This is a genomic window from Parasalinivibrio latis, from assembly GCF_036825535.1.
GTDB lineage: Bacteria > Pseudomonadota > Gammaproteobacteria > Enterobacterales > Vibrionaceae > Parasalinivibrio > Parasalinivibrio latis.
This window is the reverse complement of record NZ_CP098813.1, coordinates 936,262-955,367: the sequence shown is the minus strand read 5'-3', so window position 1 is coordinate 955,367 and position 19,106 is coordinate 936,262. Positions and strand designations below refer to the sequence as shown.

At 49.3% G+C, this 19,106-nt stretch carries 17 protein-coding genes and 1 pseudogene; 6 read left to right on the top strand and 12 right to left on the bottom strand.

The genetic code is table 11. From position 1 onward, the window contains the following. Window positions 1-5: 5 nt before the first annotated feature. The 3 genes from NF212_RS21285 to NF212_RS21275 all read left to right on the top strand — a co-directional run bounded on the left by NF212_RS21285 (window position 6) and on the right by NF212_RS21275 (window position 4,154). Window positions 6-1,655, top strand: a complete 1,650-nt coding sequence (locus tag NF212_RS21285) for an AMP-binding protein (RefSeq protein WP_434360928.1) — start codon at window positions 6-8, stop codon at window positions 1,653-1,655. 92 nt (window positions 1,656-1,747) lie between these two features. After that, the gene (locus NF212_RS21280) at window positions 1,748-2,896 is read left to right on the top strand and encodes a winged helix-turn-helix domain-containing protein (RefSeq protein WP_434360927.1); all 1,149 of its coding nucleotides are present in this window, start codon (window positions 1,748-1,750) and stop codon (window positions 2,894-2,896) included. Window positions 2,897-3,002: 106 nt separating this feature from the next. Then, on the top strand, window positions 3,003-4,154 hold the full coding sequence (locus tag NF212_RS21275; protein ID WP_434360926.1) for a DUF3047 domain-containing protein: 1,152 nt from the start codon (window positions 3,003-3,005) through the stop codon (window positions 4,152-4,154). A 2-nt stretch (window positions 4,155-4,156) separates the two neighbouring features. Here the strand turns inward: NF212_RS21275 and NF212_RS21270 are convergent, their stop codons facing one another. From NF212_RS21270 to urtA, 6 genes and pseudogenes are all read right to left on the bottom strand, one after another. Further along, entirely contained in the window at window positions 4,157-4,753 is a 597-nt protein-coding gene (locus NF212_RS21270) for a sigma-70 family RNA polymerase sigma factor (RefSeq protein WP_434360925.1), read from the bottom strand. Between the two features lie 322 nt (window positions 4,754-5,075). Next, a complete protein-coding gene (urtE, locus tag NF212_RS21265) occupies window positions 5,076-5,771 on the bottom strand; it encodes an urea ABC transporter ATP-binding subunit UrtE (RefSeq protein ID WP_434360924.1) in 696 nt (231 codons plus the stop codon). Window positions 5,772-5,786: 15 nt separating this feature from the next. Next, a complete protein-coding gene (urtD, locus tag NF212_RS21260; RefSeq protein ID WP_434362954.1) occupies window positions 5,787-6,653 on the bottom strand; it encodes an urea ABC transporter ATP-binding protein UrtD in 867 nt (288 codons plus the stop codon). Window positions 6,654-6,658: 5 nt separating this feature from the next. Beyond that, the gene (gene urtC, locus NF212_RS21255; RefSeq protein ID WP_434360923.1) at window positions 6,659-7,786 is read right to left on the bottom strand and encodes an urea ABC transporter permease subunit UrtC; all 1,128 of its coding nucleotides are present in this window, start codon (window positions 7,784-7,786) and stop codon (window positions 6,659-6,661) included. A gap of 4 nt (window positions 7,787-7,790) precedes the next feature. Then, window positions 7,791-9,065, bottom strand: a pseudogene (urtB, locus tag NF212_RS21250) (urea ABC transporter permease subunit UrtB); the annotation flags it as partial. 502 nt (window positions 9,066-9,567) lie between these two features. Next, window positions 9,568-10,854: an urea ABC transporter substrate-binding protein gene (urtA, locus tag NF212_RS21245; RefSeq protein WP_434360922.1), complete on the bottom strand. Its 1,287-nt coding sequence runs from the start codon at window positions 10,852-10,854 to the stop codon at window positions 9,568-9,570. Window positions 10,855-11,233: 379 nt separating this feature from the next. Between urtA and NF212_RS21240 the strand changes: the two genes are divergently transcribed. Together NF212_RS21240 and NF212_RS21235 are read left to right on the top strand one after the other, a co-directional pair. Next, window positions 11,234-11,515 (top strand): hypothetical protein, encoded by a 282-nt coding sequence (locus NF212_RS21240; RefSeq protein ID WP_434360921.1) that lies wholly within the window; start codon window positions 11,234-11,236, stop codon window positions 11,513-11,515. Between the two features lie 160 nt (window positions 11,516-11,675). Next, entirely contained in the window at window positions 11,676-12,008 is a 333-nt protein-coding gene (locus tag NF212_RS21235) for a tRNA-binding protein (protein ID WP_434360920.1), read from the top strand. A gap of 72 nt (window positions 12,009-12,080) precedes the next feature. Here the strand turns inward: NF212_RS21235 and NF212_RS21230 are convergent, their stop codons facing one another. Further along, entirely contained in the window at window positions 12,081-13,067 is a 987-nt protein-coding gene (locus NF212_RS21230) for an MBL fold metallo-hydrolase (RefSeq protein ID WP_434360919.1), read from the bottom strand. Between the two features lie 115 nt (window positions 13,068-13,182). Here NF212_RS21230 and NF212_RS21225 point away from each other — a divergent pair, with 115 nt between their 5' ends. Next, on the top strand, window positions 13,183-14,112 hold the full coding sequence (locus NF212_RS21225) for a LysR family transcriptional regulator (RefSeq protein WP_434360918.1): 930 nt from the start codon (window positions 13,183-13,185) through the stop codon (window positions 14,110-14,112). A gap of 283 nt (window positions 14,113-14,395) precedes the next feature. On the opposite strand, the gene NF212_RS21220 is transcribed toward NF212_RS21225, so the two are convergent. The 5 genes from NF212_RS21220 to NF212_RS21200 all read right to left on the bottom strand — a co-directional run bounded on the left by NF212_RS21220 (window position 14,396) and on the right by NF212_RS21200 (window position 18,728). After that, window positions 14,396-15,277 carry a dihydrodipicolinate synthase gene (locus NF212_RS21220; protein ID WP_434360917.1) on the bottom strand — a complete coding sequence of 294 codons (882 nt, stop codon included), beginning with the start codon at window positions 15,275-15,277 and terminating at the stop codon, window positions 14,396-14,398. Beyond that, the gene (locus tag NF212_RS21215) at window positions 15,277-15,621 is read right to left on the bottom strand and encodes a PTS lactose/cellobiose transporter subunit IIA (protein WP_434360916.1); all 345 of its coding nucleotides are present in this window, start codon (window positions 15,619-15,621) and stop codon (window positions 15,277-15,279) included. Before NF212_RS21215 ends, NF212_RS21220 begins: the two co-directional genes overlap by 1 nt. Further along, window positions 15,605-16,966: a PTS sugar transporter subunit IIC gene (locus NF212_RS21210; RefSeq protein ID WP_434360915.1), complete on the bottom strand. Its 1,362-nt coding sequence runs from the start codon at window positions 16,964-16,966 to the stop codon at window positions 15,605-15,607. Before NF212_RS21210 ends, NF212_RS21215 begins: the two co-directional genes overlap by 17 nt. A gap of 2 nt (window positions 16,967-16,968) precedes the next feature. Next, window positions 16,969-17,292 (bottom strand): PTS sugar transporter subunit IIB, encoded by a 324-nt coding sequence (locus NF212_RS21205; protein WP_434360914.1) that lies wholly within the window; start codon window positions 17,290-17,292, stop codon window positions 16,969-16,971. Between the two features lie 410 nt (window positions 17,293-17,702). Further along, window positions 17,703-18,728 (bottom strand): LacI family DNA-binding transcriptional regulator, encoded by a 1,026-nt coding sequence (locus tag NF212_RS21200; RefSeq protein ID WP_434360913.1) that lies wholly within the window; start codon window positions 18,726-18,728, stop codon window positions 17,703-17,705. Window positions 18,729-19,106: the final 378 nt, after the last annotated feature.

The following is a 19,106-nucleotide window of genomic DNA, read 5'->3' as shown; positions in this document are numbered from 1 at the left end:
GGGTTATGACAAATCCATACAATTCCGGCCTGGACAGGAACCCAGCCAACTTCCAGCCACTGACACCGCTGGGGTTTCTTGAACGGGCAGCAGCCAATTTTCCAGAGCACACTGCTATTGTGCATGGCCAGCAACGATGGAACTACCAGCAGTTTTACGACCGCAGCAGGCAGTTGGCTTCCCAGCTACACCAACAGGGGATCGGCAGGGGTGATACGGTTTCAGCAATGTTGGCAAACACCCCGGCCATGTTGGAGTGTCACTACGGTGTGCCAATGTCCGGTGCTGTCCTGCACTCCATCAACACCCGGCTTGATGCAACAACCATTGCCTACCAACTAGACCATGCTGAAACAAAAGTTCTGATTGTAGATGCTGAATTTCTGGAAGTGGCCCAAGAGGCCCTGACGCAGGCAAATGCTGCTCCCAAACTGCTGCTTTACTGCGACCCTGAGTGGAAAGGTTTCAAGCCGGACTCGGCGTTACCACCGGGATATGAAGACTACAACGCTTTCATTGAGCTCGGACAAAAGGGTTTTAACTGGCTGCAACCCGTGGACGAATGGGATGCCATATCCATCAACTACACCTCAGGTACCACTGGTAACCCCAAAGGCGTGGTTTGCCATCATCGGGGAGCCTACCTTTTGGCACTCGGGAATGTTTTCACCGCGGATATGCCCAAACATACGGTTTATCTGTGGACCCTGCCGATGTTCCACTGCAATGGCTGGTGTTTTCCCTGGACGATATCGGCAATTTACGGTACCCATATTTGTCTTCGCCAGGTACGCCCGGAACCGGTATGGGCAGCCCTGAATGAACACAATGTCACCCTGCTTTGTGGTGCCCCCGTCGTCATGGATATTATTCTTTCGGTTTGCGAGGAATACGCCGACATTCCCACCCCCTCACTTGCCCATAGGGTGGAGTTTTTTACTGCCGCCGCCCCGCCACCGGAAAGAACATTGGCAAGAATGAAGAATGCCGGGTTTAACGTGACCCACCTGTACGGGCTTGCTGAAGTATATGGCCCTGCTGTCGTCAACGAATGGCACCGGGAATGGGATACCCTCCCGGCAGGGGAACAGGCGACACTGAAAGCCCGGCAAGGTGTACGTTACCTTCCGCTGGAGTCTCTCGACGTACTTGATCCGTCAACGATGAAGCCGGTTCCTTGTGACGGTTCTGCCTTGGGGGAAGTGATGTTCCGGGGCAATGTGGTTATGAAGGGGTATTTCAAAAATCCTCAGGCAACAGAGGAAGCATTCAAAGACGGCTGGTTTCATTCCGGTGACCTGGCTGTAAAACATCCCGACGGCTATATCCAGCTTAAAGATCGTTCAAAAGACATCATTATATCCGGCGGTGAAAACATCTCCTCTATCGAGATTGAAGAGGTGCTTTACAAACACCCGGCTGTCGCAGTGGTTGCCGTTGTCGCAATCCCGGATGACAAGTGGGGGGAGGCTCCTTTTGCATTCGTGGAATGCCACAACGACAAAACTGCCTCGGCAGAAGAGCTGCGCTCATGGTGCCGCGAAAACCTGGCTGGATTCAAAGTACCAAAGCATTTTGCTTTTACCCAAATTCCGAGGACACCAACCGGAAAAATCCAAAAATACCAGTTAAGAGAGCAGTTGAAAAAACAGTAACGCCGCCTAATCACAGGGTTGAAACAGGTCACCCACAAAAGGATCTGCGAAGATAGCCAAATAACATTCTTCTTTATTGACCGAATATCCACATGTCAGGGAACGAACTACGCAGACTGGGTAAAGGGGTGGCATCATCTCTGTTCGTCTGTGCCGCCGCCAGTGCTTTGCTGGTGGCAGCTTTGCAGTGGCTGGACTCATTTAAAGAGCAAGCATGGCGAACCATGCTGGACAGGGAGACGACCCACTTTGCGTCAGTCATTTCAGAACGGACAGAAACGTTAGAAACGCTTTATAGACGCGAACTGGCAAAAGTTACTGCCTATCAGGATCACGCCAAGGCGTGGGGTTATATTTACCATAATCCGCTTACCGATCTCTTCGTCGTGTACGGAGATGATGGCTTGATTTTTCCGATGTCAGACAGGCTGATCCCGGTAGACCAAATTCAACTGGCAAAAGATACCCTGGCAACTGTCAGGCAACTTCACCAGCAACTGGACAAAGATACTTCCATCCCTCTGTGGCAGCCGGTTACCACCAGCAATGGCGCGTCATACCTGTTTTGCTGGCGGGAAAACAGCCTCACACAGTGCGCGCTTGGTAAAGCCGGGGAGATCTATGGGTGGCTATGGCAACAGCCGTTCCTCCTTGCAAACCGAAACCGGTTTTCGATTCAGGATGCCTTTGGCCGCAACCTTGTGCCCGGTATTCGGGGCTACAATGCCTCATCAATCGAAACCATCCCCGGACTTACAATTTCGGCCTCTACAGCGGCATTCCCATTACCAGGAACGGTTTATTCCCCGTGGCTGTATCTTGTTCCCCTTACCTTTTTCCTGAGTGCTTGGGTTATTAAAAACAGGCCAACACATCCCCCCAGGGGTTCATCCCGCTTGGAGGATGAATCCGGCTTTTTCATGGCAGACCTGCATATATCCCCACAAGCCATGCGCGCCTACCGTAATGGCAACACAATTGAACTGACACGTCGCGAATTACGGATCCTCGCCTTGCTGTATGAAAAAGCCGGGCATGTTGTCAGCCGGGACGAACTCTATGACATTTGTTGGGGACGAAACCACATTCCCACCAGCCGGGCTCTGGATCAATACATCGCTTCCCTGCGTAAAAAAGTGGAGCGGGAACCGGCAGAACCCGAGATCATCAAAACCGTTCGCGGTGCCGGGTACCGGTTTGACCAGATCCCTGACTCCTCGGCTGCCCTGACACAAAACTGACGTTAATCTCAGGATAGTCTTACCCATTTCTTACCCGCACCTCACCCGCAGGGCGGCCGTTCATCCAGCTTTAATTCCGGATGTATTCAAAAACGGAGAACAAGAAATGCGAAAGCTATCCCGGCGACATGCCCTCCAGACTGTTGCGGGGTTGGGTCTGACCCTTCCTTGCGCGGCTGCACTGGCACAACCCCCGAGAGAAACAGAAAATTTCACTACAACGTTGACCGGGTTAATCGACTCTTCCGGTGTCGATATTGAACGGGTGGAAACGTTTGAGCTGGTGCCTGCCGATCGACCCTGGCAAAAGAACCTTGGGCTCATTGCCAAAGGGCAACATGTCACCTTTTTGCTGAACGGGAAATGGTGGATGTCAAAGGAAGCCGGGTTATGGGTTGAGCCGGGGCTCGCTTTCTTCGCCAAGGTGGGCAACAGCCCTATTTATAACCCCATGCGAAATACCGGCACTTATACCGCGCCGGAGGGTGGCATGCTGTCTATTGCCAGGGGAACCGGGGACTTTACCAATGAGCAGGGCGAACTCTTCCCAACGATGGAAACCTACCTTGCTGAAGAGGGGCATATTGAGGGGGTCGCCATCTTCTGGAAAGGCGAGGCACTTGACGGGCTTTACCGGATATCGTCCCAAGGTGATGCGGGGGGCGTACTGGCGTCGGAAATTAACCGACTGAACGAAGCCAAATCACTCCCGCCCGGATGGCACAACCACTACCTGTTCGGTGACGGAGGTATCTTTACCCAACCGGAATCCGGCCATATTTGCTGCAATACCCACAAGAATGTCGGCATTCTCCAATACCCAATGTCTCTGCCGCTTAAAGAGCAGACGAAGCTCCACTGGAAATGGACTGCGGAAAAACTGCCGTCCGACGTTGCCGAGGATGCCCTGATTACTCATGACTATCTTTCCATCGCAGTGGAATTTGATGACGGGCAGGACATTACCTACATGTGGAGCAGCGAGCTGCCCATTGGCAAAGTATTTCGCTGCCCTATCCCGATGTGGAACCCTATTGAGACGCATGTCGTGCAGCGCAATGATCCGGCATTGATAGGGAAAGAGCTGACTGAAGAGCGGGACCTCTTTGCTGACTACCACGCCCACATTGGCGGACCCGCCCAAAATATCACCCGGATTTGGCTTATCGCCAACACCGTATTTATGCGGCAAAACGGGAGATGTTGTTACCGTGATATTGAAATTGAACAAGACAGGAAGCGAACCAGGGTACTGTAGGCTCAACAGCCGCAACACCCACCCGAATTGTTACTCCCTGTGATAGCAGAAGGGTTTTTCTGGCAATCCACCACAAAACCATCCTGCCACTCCAGTTCACAACATGCTTGGATTTGTTGCTTTACCATTTTCCGGGCTCTCGCAGCCCGGCTTTTTACCGCAGAAAGAGAAACTGACTCTTCTTCTGCCAATTCCTTCATCTTGCGGTTGTTGATATCTACATCCTTGAGGGTGTCCCGATACTTGTCCGGTAAAGTATCGATAAACGGCGTCAAACATGTTGATACATCAGTAAAAAGCGCATCATCCGCTTCTTCCGCTTGCAAGTCATCCGGAAGGGGCTCAACGTTGCGGTGGCAGCGGTAATAATCAGCCACCGCTGTTCGCGCAGCGCTGTACAACCACCCGGTCAGGTTTTCGATGAAGCGTTGTGATTCTGATGCTAGCAGGGCTTTGACGAAGATATCCTGGATAACGTCATCGGCGTCAACGGCCTCCGGCAGTTTCCGGCCAAGGTATTTTCTCAGGCTTTGCTGAAGGGCGGCAAAAGCCGCCCCGATCTCAGAATGGGTCACAATCTGGTTGAGTGCTGTTGTCATCAGCAACACGCCTCCGGACAACATTTGTTCCGGCTTTCACCTGAACAACAATTTTCTGTATTGCAGCAGTCTACACCAGTAGCCGGCGCTTTATCACTTTCAGGGACACAACAACCCGGAGGGCAACAACAACAGGCACAAGCCGACTGGGTAGGTTCGCCATTTGCACAACAAGTTACGTTTTTCATGAATTACTCCGTTTGTGTTATTGAAGGTTCATCACAGTGGATGTGCCTTTAAAGACGGGACAGCCATGAAAAGGTCGCAACTTTTTTAGTTGGAAACGAGAAAGCGGGCTTTCACCCGCTCGAATCTCACACATTCATACCGTCAGGTATTCCCGGATAAGCTTGTCATCCAGGGTTTCCATCGGGCCATCAGCAACTGTCCTGCCCCTATCCAGCAGGCAAAACCGGTCACCAACTTTTCTCGCAAACGGCAGCTTCTGTTCCACCAGCATCACCGTCAGCCCCATTTCCCGGTTCAGGCGACGGATAATATCGCCGATTTCCTGCACGATATTGGGCTGGATTCCCTCTGTCGGCTCATCAAGGATCAGCAATTTCGGCTCAACAACCAGTGCCCGGCCGATGGCCAGCTGTTGCTGCTGACCGCCGGAAAGGTCGCCTCCCCGGCGGTGGAGCATCTCTTTGAGCACCGGAAACAGCTCATATATGTATTCCGGTATTTTGCGGTCTCCCTTCTTTCGGATGGGCAGGCCGATTTGCAGGTTTTCTTCCACCGTCAGTAACGGGAAAATCTGCCGCCCCTGCGGGACATATCCAATACCGTAACGTGGCCGGCTTTCTGCTGACTTTCTTACCAGATCGGTACCTTTTACGGATATTTCACCACTTTTTACCGCCTGCAACCCCATGATGCATTGCAAGAGTGTGGTCTTTCCGACTCCGTTTCGTCCCATCACGACGGTGCATTCCCCTTCCGGAACGGACATCTCCAGATCCCACAACGTATGGCTCTCCCCATAAAACTGGTTTAACCCTTTTATTTCCAGCATGTTATCCCTACTCCCTTACTGGCCAAGGTAGACTTCACGGACTTTGGGGTTGGACTGAATGTCCGACATAGACCCTTCCGCCAACACATGTCCCTGGTGCAACACAGTCACCGTACTGGCAATGGAGCGGACAAAGTCCATATCGTGCTCAACCACTACCACTGAATGCTCACCAGCCAACGAACGCAGCAACTCTGCAGTGCGGTCCATTTCCTGGTGCGTCATCCCGGCAACCGGCTCGTCCACCAACAGCAGTTTTGGTTTTTGCATCAGCAACATGCCTATTTCCAGCCACTGTTTTTGTCCATGGGAAAGATTCCCGGCCAGCAGTATTTGCTGGTTCTTGAGGCCAATAAGCTCCAGAACGTACTCTATGTCATCACGCTGTTCACCATTCAGCCGCGCCCGAAACGTCTGCCAGACCCCTCGCGGCCCGGCCATCGCCAGTTCAAGGTTTGTCCAGACAGAAAGTGCTTCAAACACCGTCGGTTTCTGGAATTTCCGCCCGATTCCGGCATTGGCAGTTTCAGCCTCATCCATCTTTAACAGGTTCAGGTTACTGCCAAGCCACACCTGCCCGGCATCCGGTCGGGTCTTACCGGTGATGATGTCCATCATGGTAGTTTTCCCTGCGCCATTGGGACCGATAATGCAGCGAAGTTCGCCTTTCTTGATGTAAAGGTTAAGGTCATTGATCGCTTTAAAGCCGTCGAAGGAAACAGATACGCCCTCGACATACAGCATCATGTTATGCCGGGTATCAATCAGCGGGTTTTCCTGGGGTTTCAGGAAACTGAACACTTCATTGCGGCGGGTCAGCTCACCCAGCGGCCCGGTTTTCAGAGCCGCTTTTTCCAATGCCGTCGGCGCGGTTTCTGTCATCGTACTCATGCGCTGGCCTCCTTCGCTTTATCCGCATTCACAGTTTCCTTACCCGCTTTCAGTTTGGTGAACAACCCGGTAACGCCTTGCGGCAGAAACAGTGTTGATGCGACAAACAATGCCCCCAGGGCAAACAGCCATACTTCCGGGAATTCCACGGTAAACCAGCTTTTTGCGTAGTTAATCAGCACTGCACCGACGACCGCGCCAAACAGGGTTGCCCGGCCACCCAGCGCTACCCACACCACGATTTCAATGGAGTTCAGCGGGGCAAATTCACCTGGGTTGATAATCCCTACCTGGGGTACATAAAGCGCCCCAGCCACTCCGGCCAAGGCGGCGGACAGAACAAAGATCCAAAGCTTGACGTTCTCCACCCGGTAGCCGATAAATCTGGTGCGCGGCTCGGCATCCCGGATAGCAACGGCGACAGAGCCCAGCCTGCTGGCAATCACCGCCCGGCAAATAAGGTAGGACACCGCCAGCGCCAGTGCCGACGACACAAACAGGGTAAGCCGGGTCGCATCACTTTGCAGGCTGAAACCGAGGATATCTTTAAAGTCCGTCAGGCCGTTGTTGCCGCCAAAACCCATTTCGTTGCGGAAAAAAGCCAGCATCAGGGCAAAAGTCAGCGCCTGGGTCATGATAGACAGGTACACCCCGGACACCCTTGAACGGAATGCCAACCAGCCAAACGCAAACGCCAATGCCCCCGGAACCAGCACTACCATCAGGCAAGCGAACCAGAATTGGTCGAACCCAAGCCAGAACCACGGCAATTCCTGCCAGTTAAGGAACACCATAAAGTCCGGCAACTCCGGGTTGCCATAAACACCGCGATCACCAATCTGGCGCATCAGGTACATACCCATGGCGTAGCCGCCGAGTGCGAAAAACGCACCATGCCCCAGGCTGAGAATGCCGAGGTATCCCCACACGAGATCCACTGACAGTGCCAGAAGCGCGTAACACAGGTATTTCCCCATGAGGGAAACGGTGTAGGTTTCAATATGGAAAGGGTTGCCCGCAGGCACCAGTTGGTTCAAAACCGGCACCAGGACAGCGATAGCCAGCAATGCCAGTAAAAGGATCTGCCCGCCTCTGTCTTGTTTGAGAATTGATTGCATCAGCATGGCATTATCCCTCTACTGCACGGCCGCGTTGCGGGAAGAGTCCGCGCGGGCGTTTTTGGATAAACAGGATGATGAAAACCAGCACCAGGATTTTTGCCAGTACCGCACCGGCCCAGGGCTCCAGAATTTTGTTGAACAGTCCAAGGCTGAGACCGGCAACCATGGTGCCCCACAGGTTTCCGACCCCGCCGAATACCACCACCATAAAGGAGTCAATGATGTAAGCCTGCCCCATATTGGGACCGACGTTGGTAAGCTGTGATAACGCCACGCCCGCCACCCCGGCAACACCGGAGCCAAGCCCGAATGTCATGGCATCCACCCACTCAGATCGCACTCCCATAGCCCGGGCCATTGCCCTGTTTTGGGACACCGCCCGGACCTGCAGGCCAAGGGGGGTTTTCTTCAGTACAAACACCAGTGCAAGGAATACCATCAGGCAAAAGAAGATGATGTAAAGCCGGTTCCAGGTAAGGGAAAGCATTGGCGTAATTTCCAGCATGCCAGACATGAAATCCGGCGTGGCAACCGAGCGATTCAACGGGGAGAAAATCGAGCGCACCGCCTGCTGGAGAATCAGGCTGATACCAAAGGTTGCCAGCAGGGTTTCCAGCGGCCTGCCGTAAAGGAAGCGGATCACTCCACGCTCAATGGCAATACCCACCAGCCCCGAAACCACAAACGCTGCCGGAATGGAGAGCAAAAGGGCAACGCCAGTGCTTTCCGGAAGCAACAACTGCATCACATAGGTGGTATAGGCACCAAGCATAATGAGCTCGCCATGGGCCATATTAATTACACCCATCACCCCGAATGTAATGGCGAGGCCAATCCCGGCCAGCACCAGCACAGACCCGAGGCTGAGGCCAAAGTAGAGGGTTTCGACTGCCGTGTTGACCCGCTGGGTTTGGTCGTATTTGTCCAAACCCCGTTCTATGGCCCGGACAGCCTGAGGTTCAGTGACCTTCTGCAGGGCTTTCTGCAATGCCTGCATCGCCTTGGGGTGCCCGGCATCTGTCAGCAACGCAATGGCAGTGAGTTTATCGGACGTTTCAATACTGCGCTCCCCTTGCAATATCCCAATCGCCAACGCTACGTCTATCGATCGCCTTATTGAAGGAACCGTTTCGTGCTTTAACAACCCGCTGAACAACTGCAATATTTCGGTGTCCGTTGTACCGATAAGACCTTCAACGGCAGCAAGTCGGACAGCTTCGTCCGGAGAGCGAAGGTCCAGTGTAGCCAGCACAGTTCGTATCTGGCTGCGTAATGCGTTATTGATAGTCACGTTGCGGTAATCGCGTTTTTTCTTTACCGCGACTGACTCCCCGGTAAACAAGTGGGTTGCCCGGCCCTCTGCGACAGTCCAGAGCGTCTTTGCTTTTTTGTGGTAGGTGATTTTTCTGTCGAGCAGTCCTTGCAACGCAGGCTTTGCTTTTTCATGACCGGAGGTTGCCAACCAGTCAACGGCCTGCGCTTTTTTGTTGAAGTCTCTGCCACTCAATGCCGATTCCACATCGGACAGAGTAGAAACAGCCAGTACGGGGAAGGCCGACAAAACCAGCAATACCGGCAATATCGTCCTGACCAGCACATGGACAAATCCGGAATATTCTTCCCGGCTTTGTGTAGGTGTCTTAATCGTCATTGTTATCTTCCATGAAAGGAAAAAGCCTGCCGGCACCATCTATGAGCCAAGGTTTACGATGTATCCGGAGCACAGGCAGGCAAAAACAGGCGACCGGTTTCCCCCGGCCGCTCAATTAACGTATTTCTGTTATTTACTGGCCGGCACCGGAACACTGACCCGTAGTGACGTTGAATGAACCGCAGGAAAGCGGTTTTTCCCAGCTGGCAAACAAGTCTTTAGAACCCGGTAGGAAGTTGGACCAGGCATCACCTGCAACGACACCAGTCGTTTCCCAGACCACGTCAAACTGGCCATCGTCCTGGATTTCACCGATAAGTACCGGCTTGGTGATGTGGTGATTAGGCATCATGGTGGCAAAACCACCGGTCAGGTTGGGCACTGTCACGCCGATGATGGCATCCTGAACAGCATCAGATTCAGTCGTACCGGCTTTTTCAACCGCTTTTGCCCACATGTTGAAGCCGAGGTACGTCGCTTCCATCGGGTCGTTGGTTACGCGGTCTTCGCTGCCGATGTATTTCTGCCATTTTTCAACAAACTCATCGTTTTGCTCGGTGTCCACGCTCATAAAATAGTTCCATGCTGCAAGGTGCCCCACCAGCGCGGAGGTATCCATACCGGAGAGCTCTTCTTCCCCAACCGAGAAAGCCACAACCGGAATGTCTTCTGCTGATACGCCCTGCGCGCCAAGTTCTTTGTAGAACGGAACGTTAGCATCACCGTTAATGGTTGAAACGACGGCGGTCTTCTTACCCACAGCGCCGAATTTCTTGATATCAGCAACGATGGACTGCCAGTCAGAGTGGCCGAACGGGGTGTAGTTGATCATGATGTCTTCAGGAGCAACACCATTGCCTTTCAGGTAGGCTTCAAGAATTTTATTGGTAGTACGTGGGTATACGTAGTCGGTGCCCGCCAGTACCCAGCGCTCTACACCAAGGTCATCCATCAGGTAGTCAACTGCGGGAATGGCCTGCTGGTTTGGCGCAGCGCCGGTATAGAACACGTTTTTCGAGGATTCTTCTCCCTCATATTGAACCGGGTAGAACAGCAGGCTGTTCAGCTCTTCAAATACAGGCAGGACAGATTTACGCGATACCGATGTCCAGCAGCCGAAAACCACATCAACTTTCTCTTTTTCGATCAGTTCGCGGGCTTTCTCTGCAAAAAGCGGCCAGTTTGATGCAGGGTCAACGACAACGGCTTCGAGTTTCTTGCCGAGCAAACCACCTTTTCTGTTTTGCTCCTCCACCATCATCAGGACAGTATCTTTAAGCGTGGTCTCACTGATAGCCATGGTGCCGGAAAGTGAGTGCAATACCCCCACTTTAATGGTGTCGCCTGCGGCTACGACCTGAAAGGAAATGGCGGAAGCGGCAGCCAAACCTGCCAGTTTCAGCGTCACTGCTTTTTTCATATTTGCTCTCCATACATTTGACATTAAAAATCACGACTGGAGTGCATTACGCAAACAGCAGGCCAACAAAAAAACCGCTCAAAGGATCATTATATTTTTCCTAATTAACAGACAGTTAATCCAGACATTGAGAGTTAAAAAAAAGATATAAGAAACAAGATTCTTATTCGCCTTTGGTGCAGAAAATCACCCGAAACGCACCGATTTGAAACACGCCACTTTCACCCCAGTGCGAAGTGTATTTCTGCCAGCACAGCAACAAGCCAGTCGGAAAAATTTACAAACCGTAAGCAAATAAGTAATCTGATTCTGTTGCCCCTGTGAACATAAGTCGCGCTTTCTATACCCCGTTTACGCAACGTTCAACAGGGAGTACAACATGGCGAAATTTCAGTTTTTCTGCTTACCGGAATCCGGAAGGGATCAGTTCACTTACCTGGATATGTCCGGAGAGCGGTTTCTGGATGAAAAAGCGGTGCTGCTTGAGCAGGGTTTTGCAGTGGAAGGAACCTATATTGTTGCCAGGACTGCCGAAGAAGCTGTCGAAAAATTCAAGTCAAACTGGATTTATGAAACGGAAGAATACGGCAACGCTCACCCGGAATTTGCACTGGTGACTTTCCTTACAGAAGTCGGCAAGTTATTTTTCAAGCGCAAGTAATCCGCTGGTAAACGTCAATCCGGACGACACCATCCGGATTGGCCTTCCATGTGTTGAATATCACATTTCAGAATAAACAGGATTCATCGTTTCTTTTCTTGGTGTTACCTTGCACGCAAAGTGTAAACGTTTACACAATTAATAAATTCTGAGAGGACATATGGATACCATCGCTTATTCTGACTTTGCCAAACTGGAAATGCGTGTCGGCAAAATCATTGAAGTTGCCCGTCACGCCAATGCCGACAAACTTTACATCGTGCAAATTGATATCGGTGAACGCACCGTCCAGACCGTAACCAGCCTGGTTCCGTATTACACCGAAGAAGAACTGATGGGCAAGCAAGTCATCGTATTGTGCAACCTGCAAAAAGCCAAGATGCGCGGTGAAACCTCTGAAGCGATGCTGTTGTGTGCGGAGCTGGACGATGAATCCGAAAGTGTCCTTCTGAAGCCGGAACGCTCTATGCCGGTAGGTACACGTATCGTTTAATGACCTGCAAAAGTCGAAACAGGAAAGGGGCAATGAATGCCCCTTTTTTTTGTTCTTCTCAACCGGTAACGGTTATTTCTTCAAATCACGGTATGCCGCAGGAATGTTCAGGCTTGGATGCACCCAAGGATACAGGGCATATCCCTGAAACTCCGGCAGTGTGACAGTCTTTACCGTCTCCTCTAGCGTCAAACCGTTATCAATCGCTTTCTGTACCCCAGTTTTAACAGCTGAAAGATAATCGATATGCCACTTGATATCGTCTTTCGTCATCACCGCACCATGGCCCGGTACCACTTTGGCGTCATCCGGCAAAAAGTCATATACCTTGGTCAGTGAGCCCAATGTTTCGACCAGGTGCCCGTCAAGCAGCCACGGTAAAGAAGGCTTTGTTGCTATAACAGGGTTACCCGTCCACATCGTCTTCGATTGAGGTTCCCAGATAAAAAGATCACCACCTGTTTGAGCAAAACCGAAATCAATGATTTCTACACCACGTCCGCCAAGATCCAGCGTAAGCGTGCTTCCAGATCCAACAAGAATATCAGCGTCTACCGGTTTTATTTCTTCAATTCCCCGGCCCTGACCGAAGTTCTGCATCATAAACTGGGTATCAGCCTCAAAGTGGTTATCAATGTAGTCTTTTGTCACCTGGTGTTGGATGATTTTTGTCCCTTCGGGCAGGTACATGTTTCCGTAGGAATGATCACCGTGAAAACTGGTATTTACCGCATACGCGATAGGTTGGTCGGTCACATCCCGGATAAGTTTCTGAACCTGTGCGTTAAGGCGCTTGTTTAGCATGGTGTCTATCATCAGCACACCCTTGTCACCCACCACAAATCCACCACTGGTCGCCACCGGTAACCCTTTAGCCTGATATTCCTCTGCATTGGTCGGGTAATAGGCATATACACCATCAGCCAGTTTCTGGTTTTTCAAAACAACTTTGTTTGCATCCCATACCGGCTCGTTTGCGTGGACAGACACGGTCGTAAATGCACCAAGCAACAATGCGGCAGAGCCAAGTAAAACGGGGGATTTTCGTGGAAAACTCATGACACCTCTCCTTGATTTATATTTTTTAAACGTCACCAGCTCAGGTTATTTGTTGACCAAAAAACAATAAACAGCAAGAATCGCAATTGATATTTCTCAAAATGAGAACAAAACAATGGGACAACTTGAGGACATGGCACTGTTCGTCCGCATTGTGGACGCTGGTGGTATTGGAAAAGCTGCCGAGCAGTTGAACCTTGCAAAATCTGCTGTCAGCAGGAGGTTGAATGAGCTTGAGAACAGATTAAGTACGCAGCTTCTGGTCAGGACGACCCGAAAGTCTTCATTGACCGATGCGGGAATATCTTTCTACCAGATGGCCATCAACATTCTTGATGACGTTGATGCGATGAATACCCAGATAAGCGGCGCAGAAGCGACACTGACCGGCACATTGAAAGTGACGGTTCCCTTATCATTTGGGCTGCTGCACCTGAACGATGTTTTTGATGCATTCCATAGGCTTCATCCGCAACTCGCCATGCAGGTTGATTTTTCTGACCGACGGGCCGATCTCATTGAAGAGGGGTTTGAACTGGGCATTCGTATCGCACACCTAAAGGATTCCAGCCTCAGAGCACGAAGAATCACCACAATAAGACATGTGTTATGCGCCAGCCCCAGCTACTTGGAACAGAACGGTGAACCACGGGATATCACCCAGTTAGTGGACCATGACTACCTGGAATATGGACTGTTAAACCCTGGACCGATAAAACTGTTCGACAAAGGAGGACAGCTGCACAACATTAACCTGAATACAAAAATTAAAGCCAACAACGGCGACTTCCTGAAAGACATGGCAATCAGAGGCCACGGTGTCACTTTCCTTCCAACATTCCTGGTCTATCGATCGATACTTGCAGGGCAGCTAAAGCCAGTCTGTACCCAATACCGCTTCCCGGAAATCCATGCTTATGCCGTCTATCCCCAAACCCGGTTTTTATCCCTGCGGGTCCGGAAATTAATTGATTTCGTGGCAGATACATTCGGGGAGGAGCCTTATTGGGATGAGATGATCCAGTCTAGATCCTGCTGTCCATAAAAAAGAAGGCAACCTATAGCTGCCTTCTTTATATTTAGCTACAAATCAGGGTTCAATCACTTCCACCCTACTGCTGCGGCCTGAATCTGTAACACTACGAGTTTGGATACTTGCAGCGTGTCCATCATCTACAGACATCTACTTCACCCATTCCCGCTCAACGCACCAAGCAGTTTAGGGAAAACAAGGTATTTAATGATCACGGGAGTCTTTGCATTTTCAAAAAACAATCTTTTCATCAAAAAGGGGTTTCCTGAGGGGGAGTCAGAAAACCCCGTTGGCATTAACGCCGGTTAGCCATACGTTTAAACTGATGGCGTCTGCCTCGCAGAGTGATACCAAGGCGCATGATATTTTCAGGAGGAGCGATACCTCCGTATCCACCATCGCCAATGTGAACCACATCTGCACCGGCAGCTTTGGCAGCAATAGCAACCTGTTCGATATAAGACTCCGAGGAGCCTTCCTGAGAAGTACCAATTGCAAGCATGCCCAACATGCCTGCACGGTGTACCGCCGTCATCATTTCTCTTGCAAGCGAAGGATCAACACCCGGTGTTGTATAAGGTGCAGGGAACATCATGATATCCGCACCCGCCTCAGCAAACGCAGGTACGATATTGAGGTTGTAGTCGTTACCAACACCACCACCATGCATCTTACCGGCGATGATGATAATTTCAGGCGCGACATTCCGAGCCATGCTGATAGCTTCCAGAATGGTTTCCTGAGAGACACAATTGCCCGGATTACCGGTAAGCATGATGTAATCCAACCCAAGCTCAGCTGCGCGACGAACAGTCTCTTCTGACGCTGTGCGACCCGCTTTGAGGTGTTTAACATCAGCGGGGACAGGTTCCAGGTTGCAACCGATAAGACGGCCGGTCACTTCTTTGATTTCCTGAATGGACATCACCGCTTCTGGGTCATCAAGTGAAACACGTATCGCAGGGTTCATCACATCAAGGCAGTTCAGGGTGATCATATCCGCACCAAACGCTGCCGCGATTTCTGGACCCGAGACAACATCGATAGGTGGAGTTATTGCAACCACATTTTCCACCATTAATGTTCGACCTTCAGAGCTACGAATACTCTCAACAATTTGTTCCCTTGATGCAGATTTAAAATCTTCTGACGTGTAATCAAAAATTCGTTTCTTCATTACAAAACCTTTTCTCTAAATAAATGATGAATGCTGATAATCTCAGTTGCCATTTCTCGGCAAAGCATAGTTGTCATGATATGATCCTGAATATGTGTCAGAATCAATGTCATCGTTACTTTGCCAGCACCTTCATCAAATCCAATTAATGAAGTCTGAGATTTATGAACGGAAATTAACGCCTGATCGCCTTGTTTCAATAATTCATCAGACTCTTCAAAGTTTCCTTTCCTTGCAGCAAGCATCGCTCCCATAAATGCTGAGCGCGCTTCACCGACTTGACATAACAGCGTCATTAAAAATTCTTCTGTTATATCCTCACAGGAATTAATTTCGACATTCATTTAATTCACCATCTTTCGCTGCAGCTGGAATCTTACCTTTGTTTGCCGCTGCAGTTGCTTCAAGTGCGGCTTTTTCTTCTGCTATCAATTGCTTTTCATGAACTTTAAGGAATGGATAGAAAATGGTTGCACTGACAATGATACTACTGAGAACAACAAGAGCTGCTGTACCAGAGTTTGTCGCAATAATGGCACCAACAGGCGCAGGCATTGTCCATGGTGGAATTGCGATAATTTTGGCTACGAATCCAGTTTTAAATGCCATCCAAACTATTGTTGTGTTGACTGCTGGCGCAAGCAACCAAGGGATGAAATAAACAGGGTTCATTACAATTGGCGTACCAAATATTACCGGTTCATTGATATTAAAAGTACCAGGAATAATTGACATTTTTCCGATTGCTTTAAGTTGGGTAGCTTTGGAACGCATCATAAGAACAACCAGTCCCCACGTACCACCAGCACCACCAACAAACACAAAGAAGTCCATAACAGGGTTTACGAAAATCGCAGGCAATGGCTCACCTGCTGCAAGCGCCTCTTGGTTCAAGCCAAGGTTAATAAGCAACATAGGAGCAATGATACCGCCAACAACCGAACCGCCATGAATGCCGCTAAACCAAAGCAACTGGACGAGTAGCACTGCGATAAGGCATGCAATGTAAGTATCAGATGCCATTACCAGTGGTTGGAACAGTTTCATCACAGCTGACGGGATCTGGAGGTCATACTGAGACAGCATGATGTTGATTGGCATGATAATGACGGAAATAACTACGATTGGGATCAAGAGGTCAAATGATGCAGAAATTTTTGGCGGTACAGCTTCCGGCATTTTGATACGGATGTTGTACTTGATTAAAAATCTCTGCATTTCAGGGACAAATAAGCCACACATAATAGCTGTAAATGCACCAGCCCCACCTAAATATGCGCCAGGAATAACACCACCAATTTCAGTATTTGTCATTGGTGCGGCAGCCAGCATAAATGCAAACATACACAGCATACCGGTGTTCATTGGACGTAGTTTATAGGACTCAGCCAAACTGAAGCCGATTCCGAATGTCGCATAAAGGGCAAATATACCCATACTCAACTGGAAGGGCGCTAGGATATTTTCTTGTCCAATAGCTTTAATTAAAGCGTGCCATCCATCAAAGAAAAAATTACCTTCAGAAGGAGGGAAAGCGAGAACTAAAAGAAGTGAACCTACAATAAGGAATGGCATGGTTGACACAAAACCATCTTTTATTGCATTAACGTGTTTTTGCGCAGATATTTTCCCAGCCACAGGAGCTACAGAAGTTTCAACAAACTTCATGACGTTGTCGAACATGGACATTATTAGTTCTCCAATTCAAGGTGTTCTTTATGTAATGCCAGGGCTTGCTCGAGAACAGCTTCCCCTTTCATCATGCCATAATTCATCATGTCTATAAGACCGCAGCCTTTCCCAGCAATATCTGCTGCTTGCTTAAATTCCTCATATTTAAATTTAACCTGAGGTGCTACCAGACATACATCGCATTCCGCCAAGCAGTCTTCAAATTCAGCAATTGAATGCGCAGAAATCTCACATTCAATTCCTTTTTGAGCAGCGGCAGCTTCCATTTTATTTACCAACATACTGGTGGACATACCAGCGGCGCAGCATAAAAAGATTTTCACTTCGATTCTCCCTAAACAACGGATGCGAATTGACTATATTCTCAGTCAGTAACCGGTTACAGAAACCGGTTACATTTATGTACACCCGATCGCATAAAGCAGTAACATTTCGAAACGCTATGTTACAGAGGTCAAATTTCGACCATTGTGATCGCAAAGTAACCAGGTCGAAAAGAGAGAAACACCTTTCGTTTTAAAAATTTATTTACTTATTAGTCAGTAGGTTAGAGAAGGGCCCGTACTTATAATCACCGGTGATGTAAGAGTTTTTTGCACATGCTGTTTACACGACTGAACCTGATATAGCGAAAAAGCCTTGTGGATTAGTGAACAATTGGTATGTGAAAGCGTTGCTGGCGATAAGGCTGGCAACGCATAAGGATGGAGTTTAGGGGGTTACGGTGTGCAAGCTACACTAATTGAGATGCTTCACGGGTCTGGGGATGACAAGTCGAGGATCGTTCAACAAGGGCACCGACTATCACCTCCGGTTTCAGGTGTTTTTTGTTCTCGATCAATTGACTGGCAACATCCATCACCCGGCTTACCATCTCTTTCATTTTTGTATCAATAGTTGTCAGCCCAGGGGTCATGAATGCCCCAAACCGGTCATTATCCGTCCCTATAACCGATACCTGGCCAGGGACATCAATACCCGCTTCCTTCAATGCGCTGATGCAACCGGCTGCAACTTCATCCGTCGCCCCCACTACTGCTGAAAACGGGAAACCTTTTTCAAGTAATGCCTTACAGGCCTCGTATCCTTCATCAAAACCCAGCAAACACTCAATATGTGTTCCAACAACATTTAACGGCTGAAACTTTGACACAACCTCTGCAAACGCAGCAGACCTTTCAACAGAAGCTTTTGTCAACGATGTGGGTCCAATGTAGACAATGTTGCGATGTCCAATCTCAACCAGATGATCAATGGCAGTTTCAATTATAAGCCGCTGATCCACTGCAATAGAGTAACCAGCTTCGGGAGATAAAGATCTTCCAATGTGGACAAGGGGGATATCAACTTGCTGATTTAGTGAAATAAGCTGCTCATCGGTAATCAAGCTCCCGTTTAAAATAATCAGGTCACATTTTTTTTCAATCAGGGACTGAACGGCCGCCAATTCTTCTTCCGGACAGTTGTGTCCATCAGCAATAATCAGGTTCTTTCCCAGCGCTTTAGTCGAAATAGATGCCTGCTTTAAAAACGAACCAAGGTAGCGGCTGTTAAAATCTGAAATCATCACACCGATGCTGTTTGTACTCTGAAGTGCCAGAGCCTGAGCAACCGGACTGGGTCGATAGTTAAGTACATCCATCGCACGCTGCACTTTGAGTCGTGTACTTTCTTTTACTTGTCCGGTGCCGTTAACCACCCTTGAAACGGTTGCTTTTGAGACATTGGCTTCGCGACAGACATCATTTATGGTCGCCATTGCTATTCCTGCTTACTTTTTCACGACCAATTACCAGCTTTTTAATGGTCTACCAATGCAAACGGCGACCTCGATGGAGTCATATGCAATAGCAATTCATCGCAGGCGAACCATTAAATTACTTAATAAGATCATGATGTTAAATTGAAAACTAGCCTATTAAAGGCCTTTTCTACAGGGCTTTCAATCTGTTCTACACTTAGAATTGCAATATGATATATATTTCATATTGCAATTCTACATAATCTCGATATTTCTTAATGATAACAAACTCATTTCAAGAAATTATTCTACTGAGGAGACTATTTATAGCGAAACCATCTTTATTTTAATCCATACAGGAATACCAATGAATAAGGTATCTCGGCAGTTTCATCT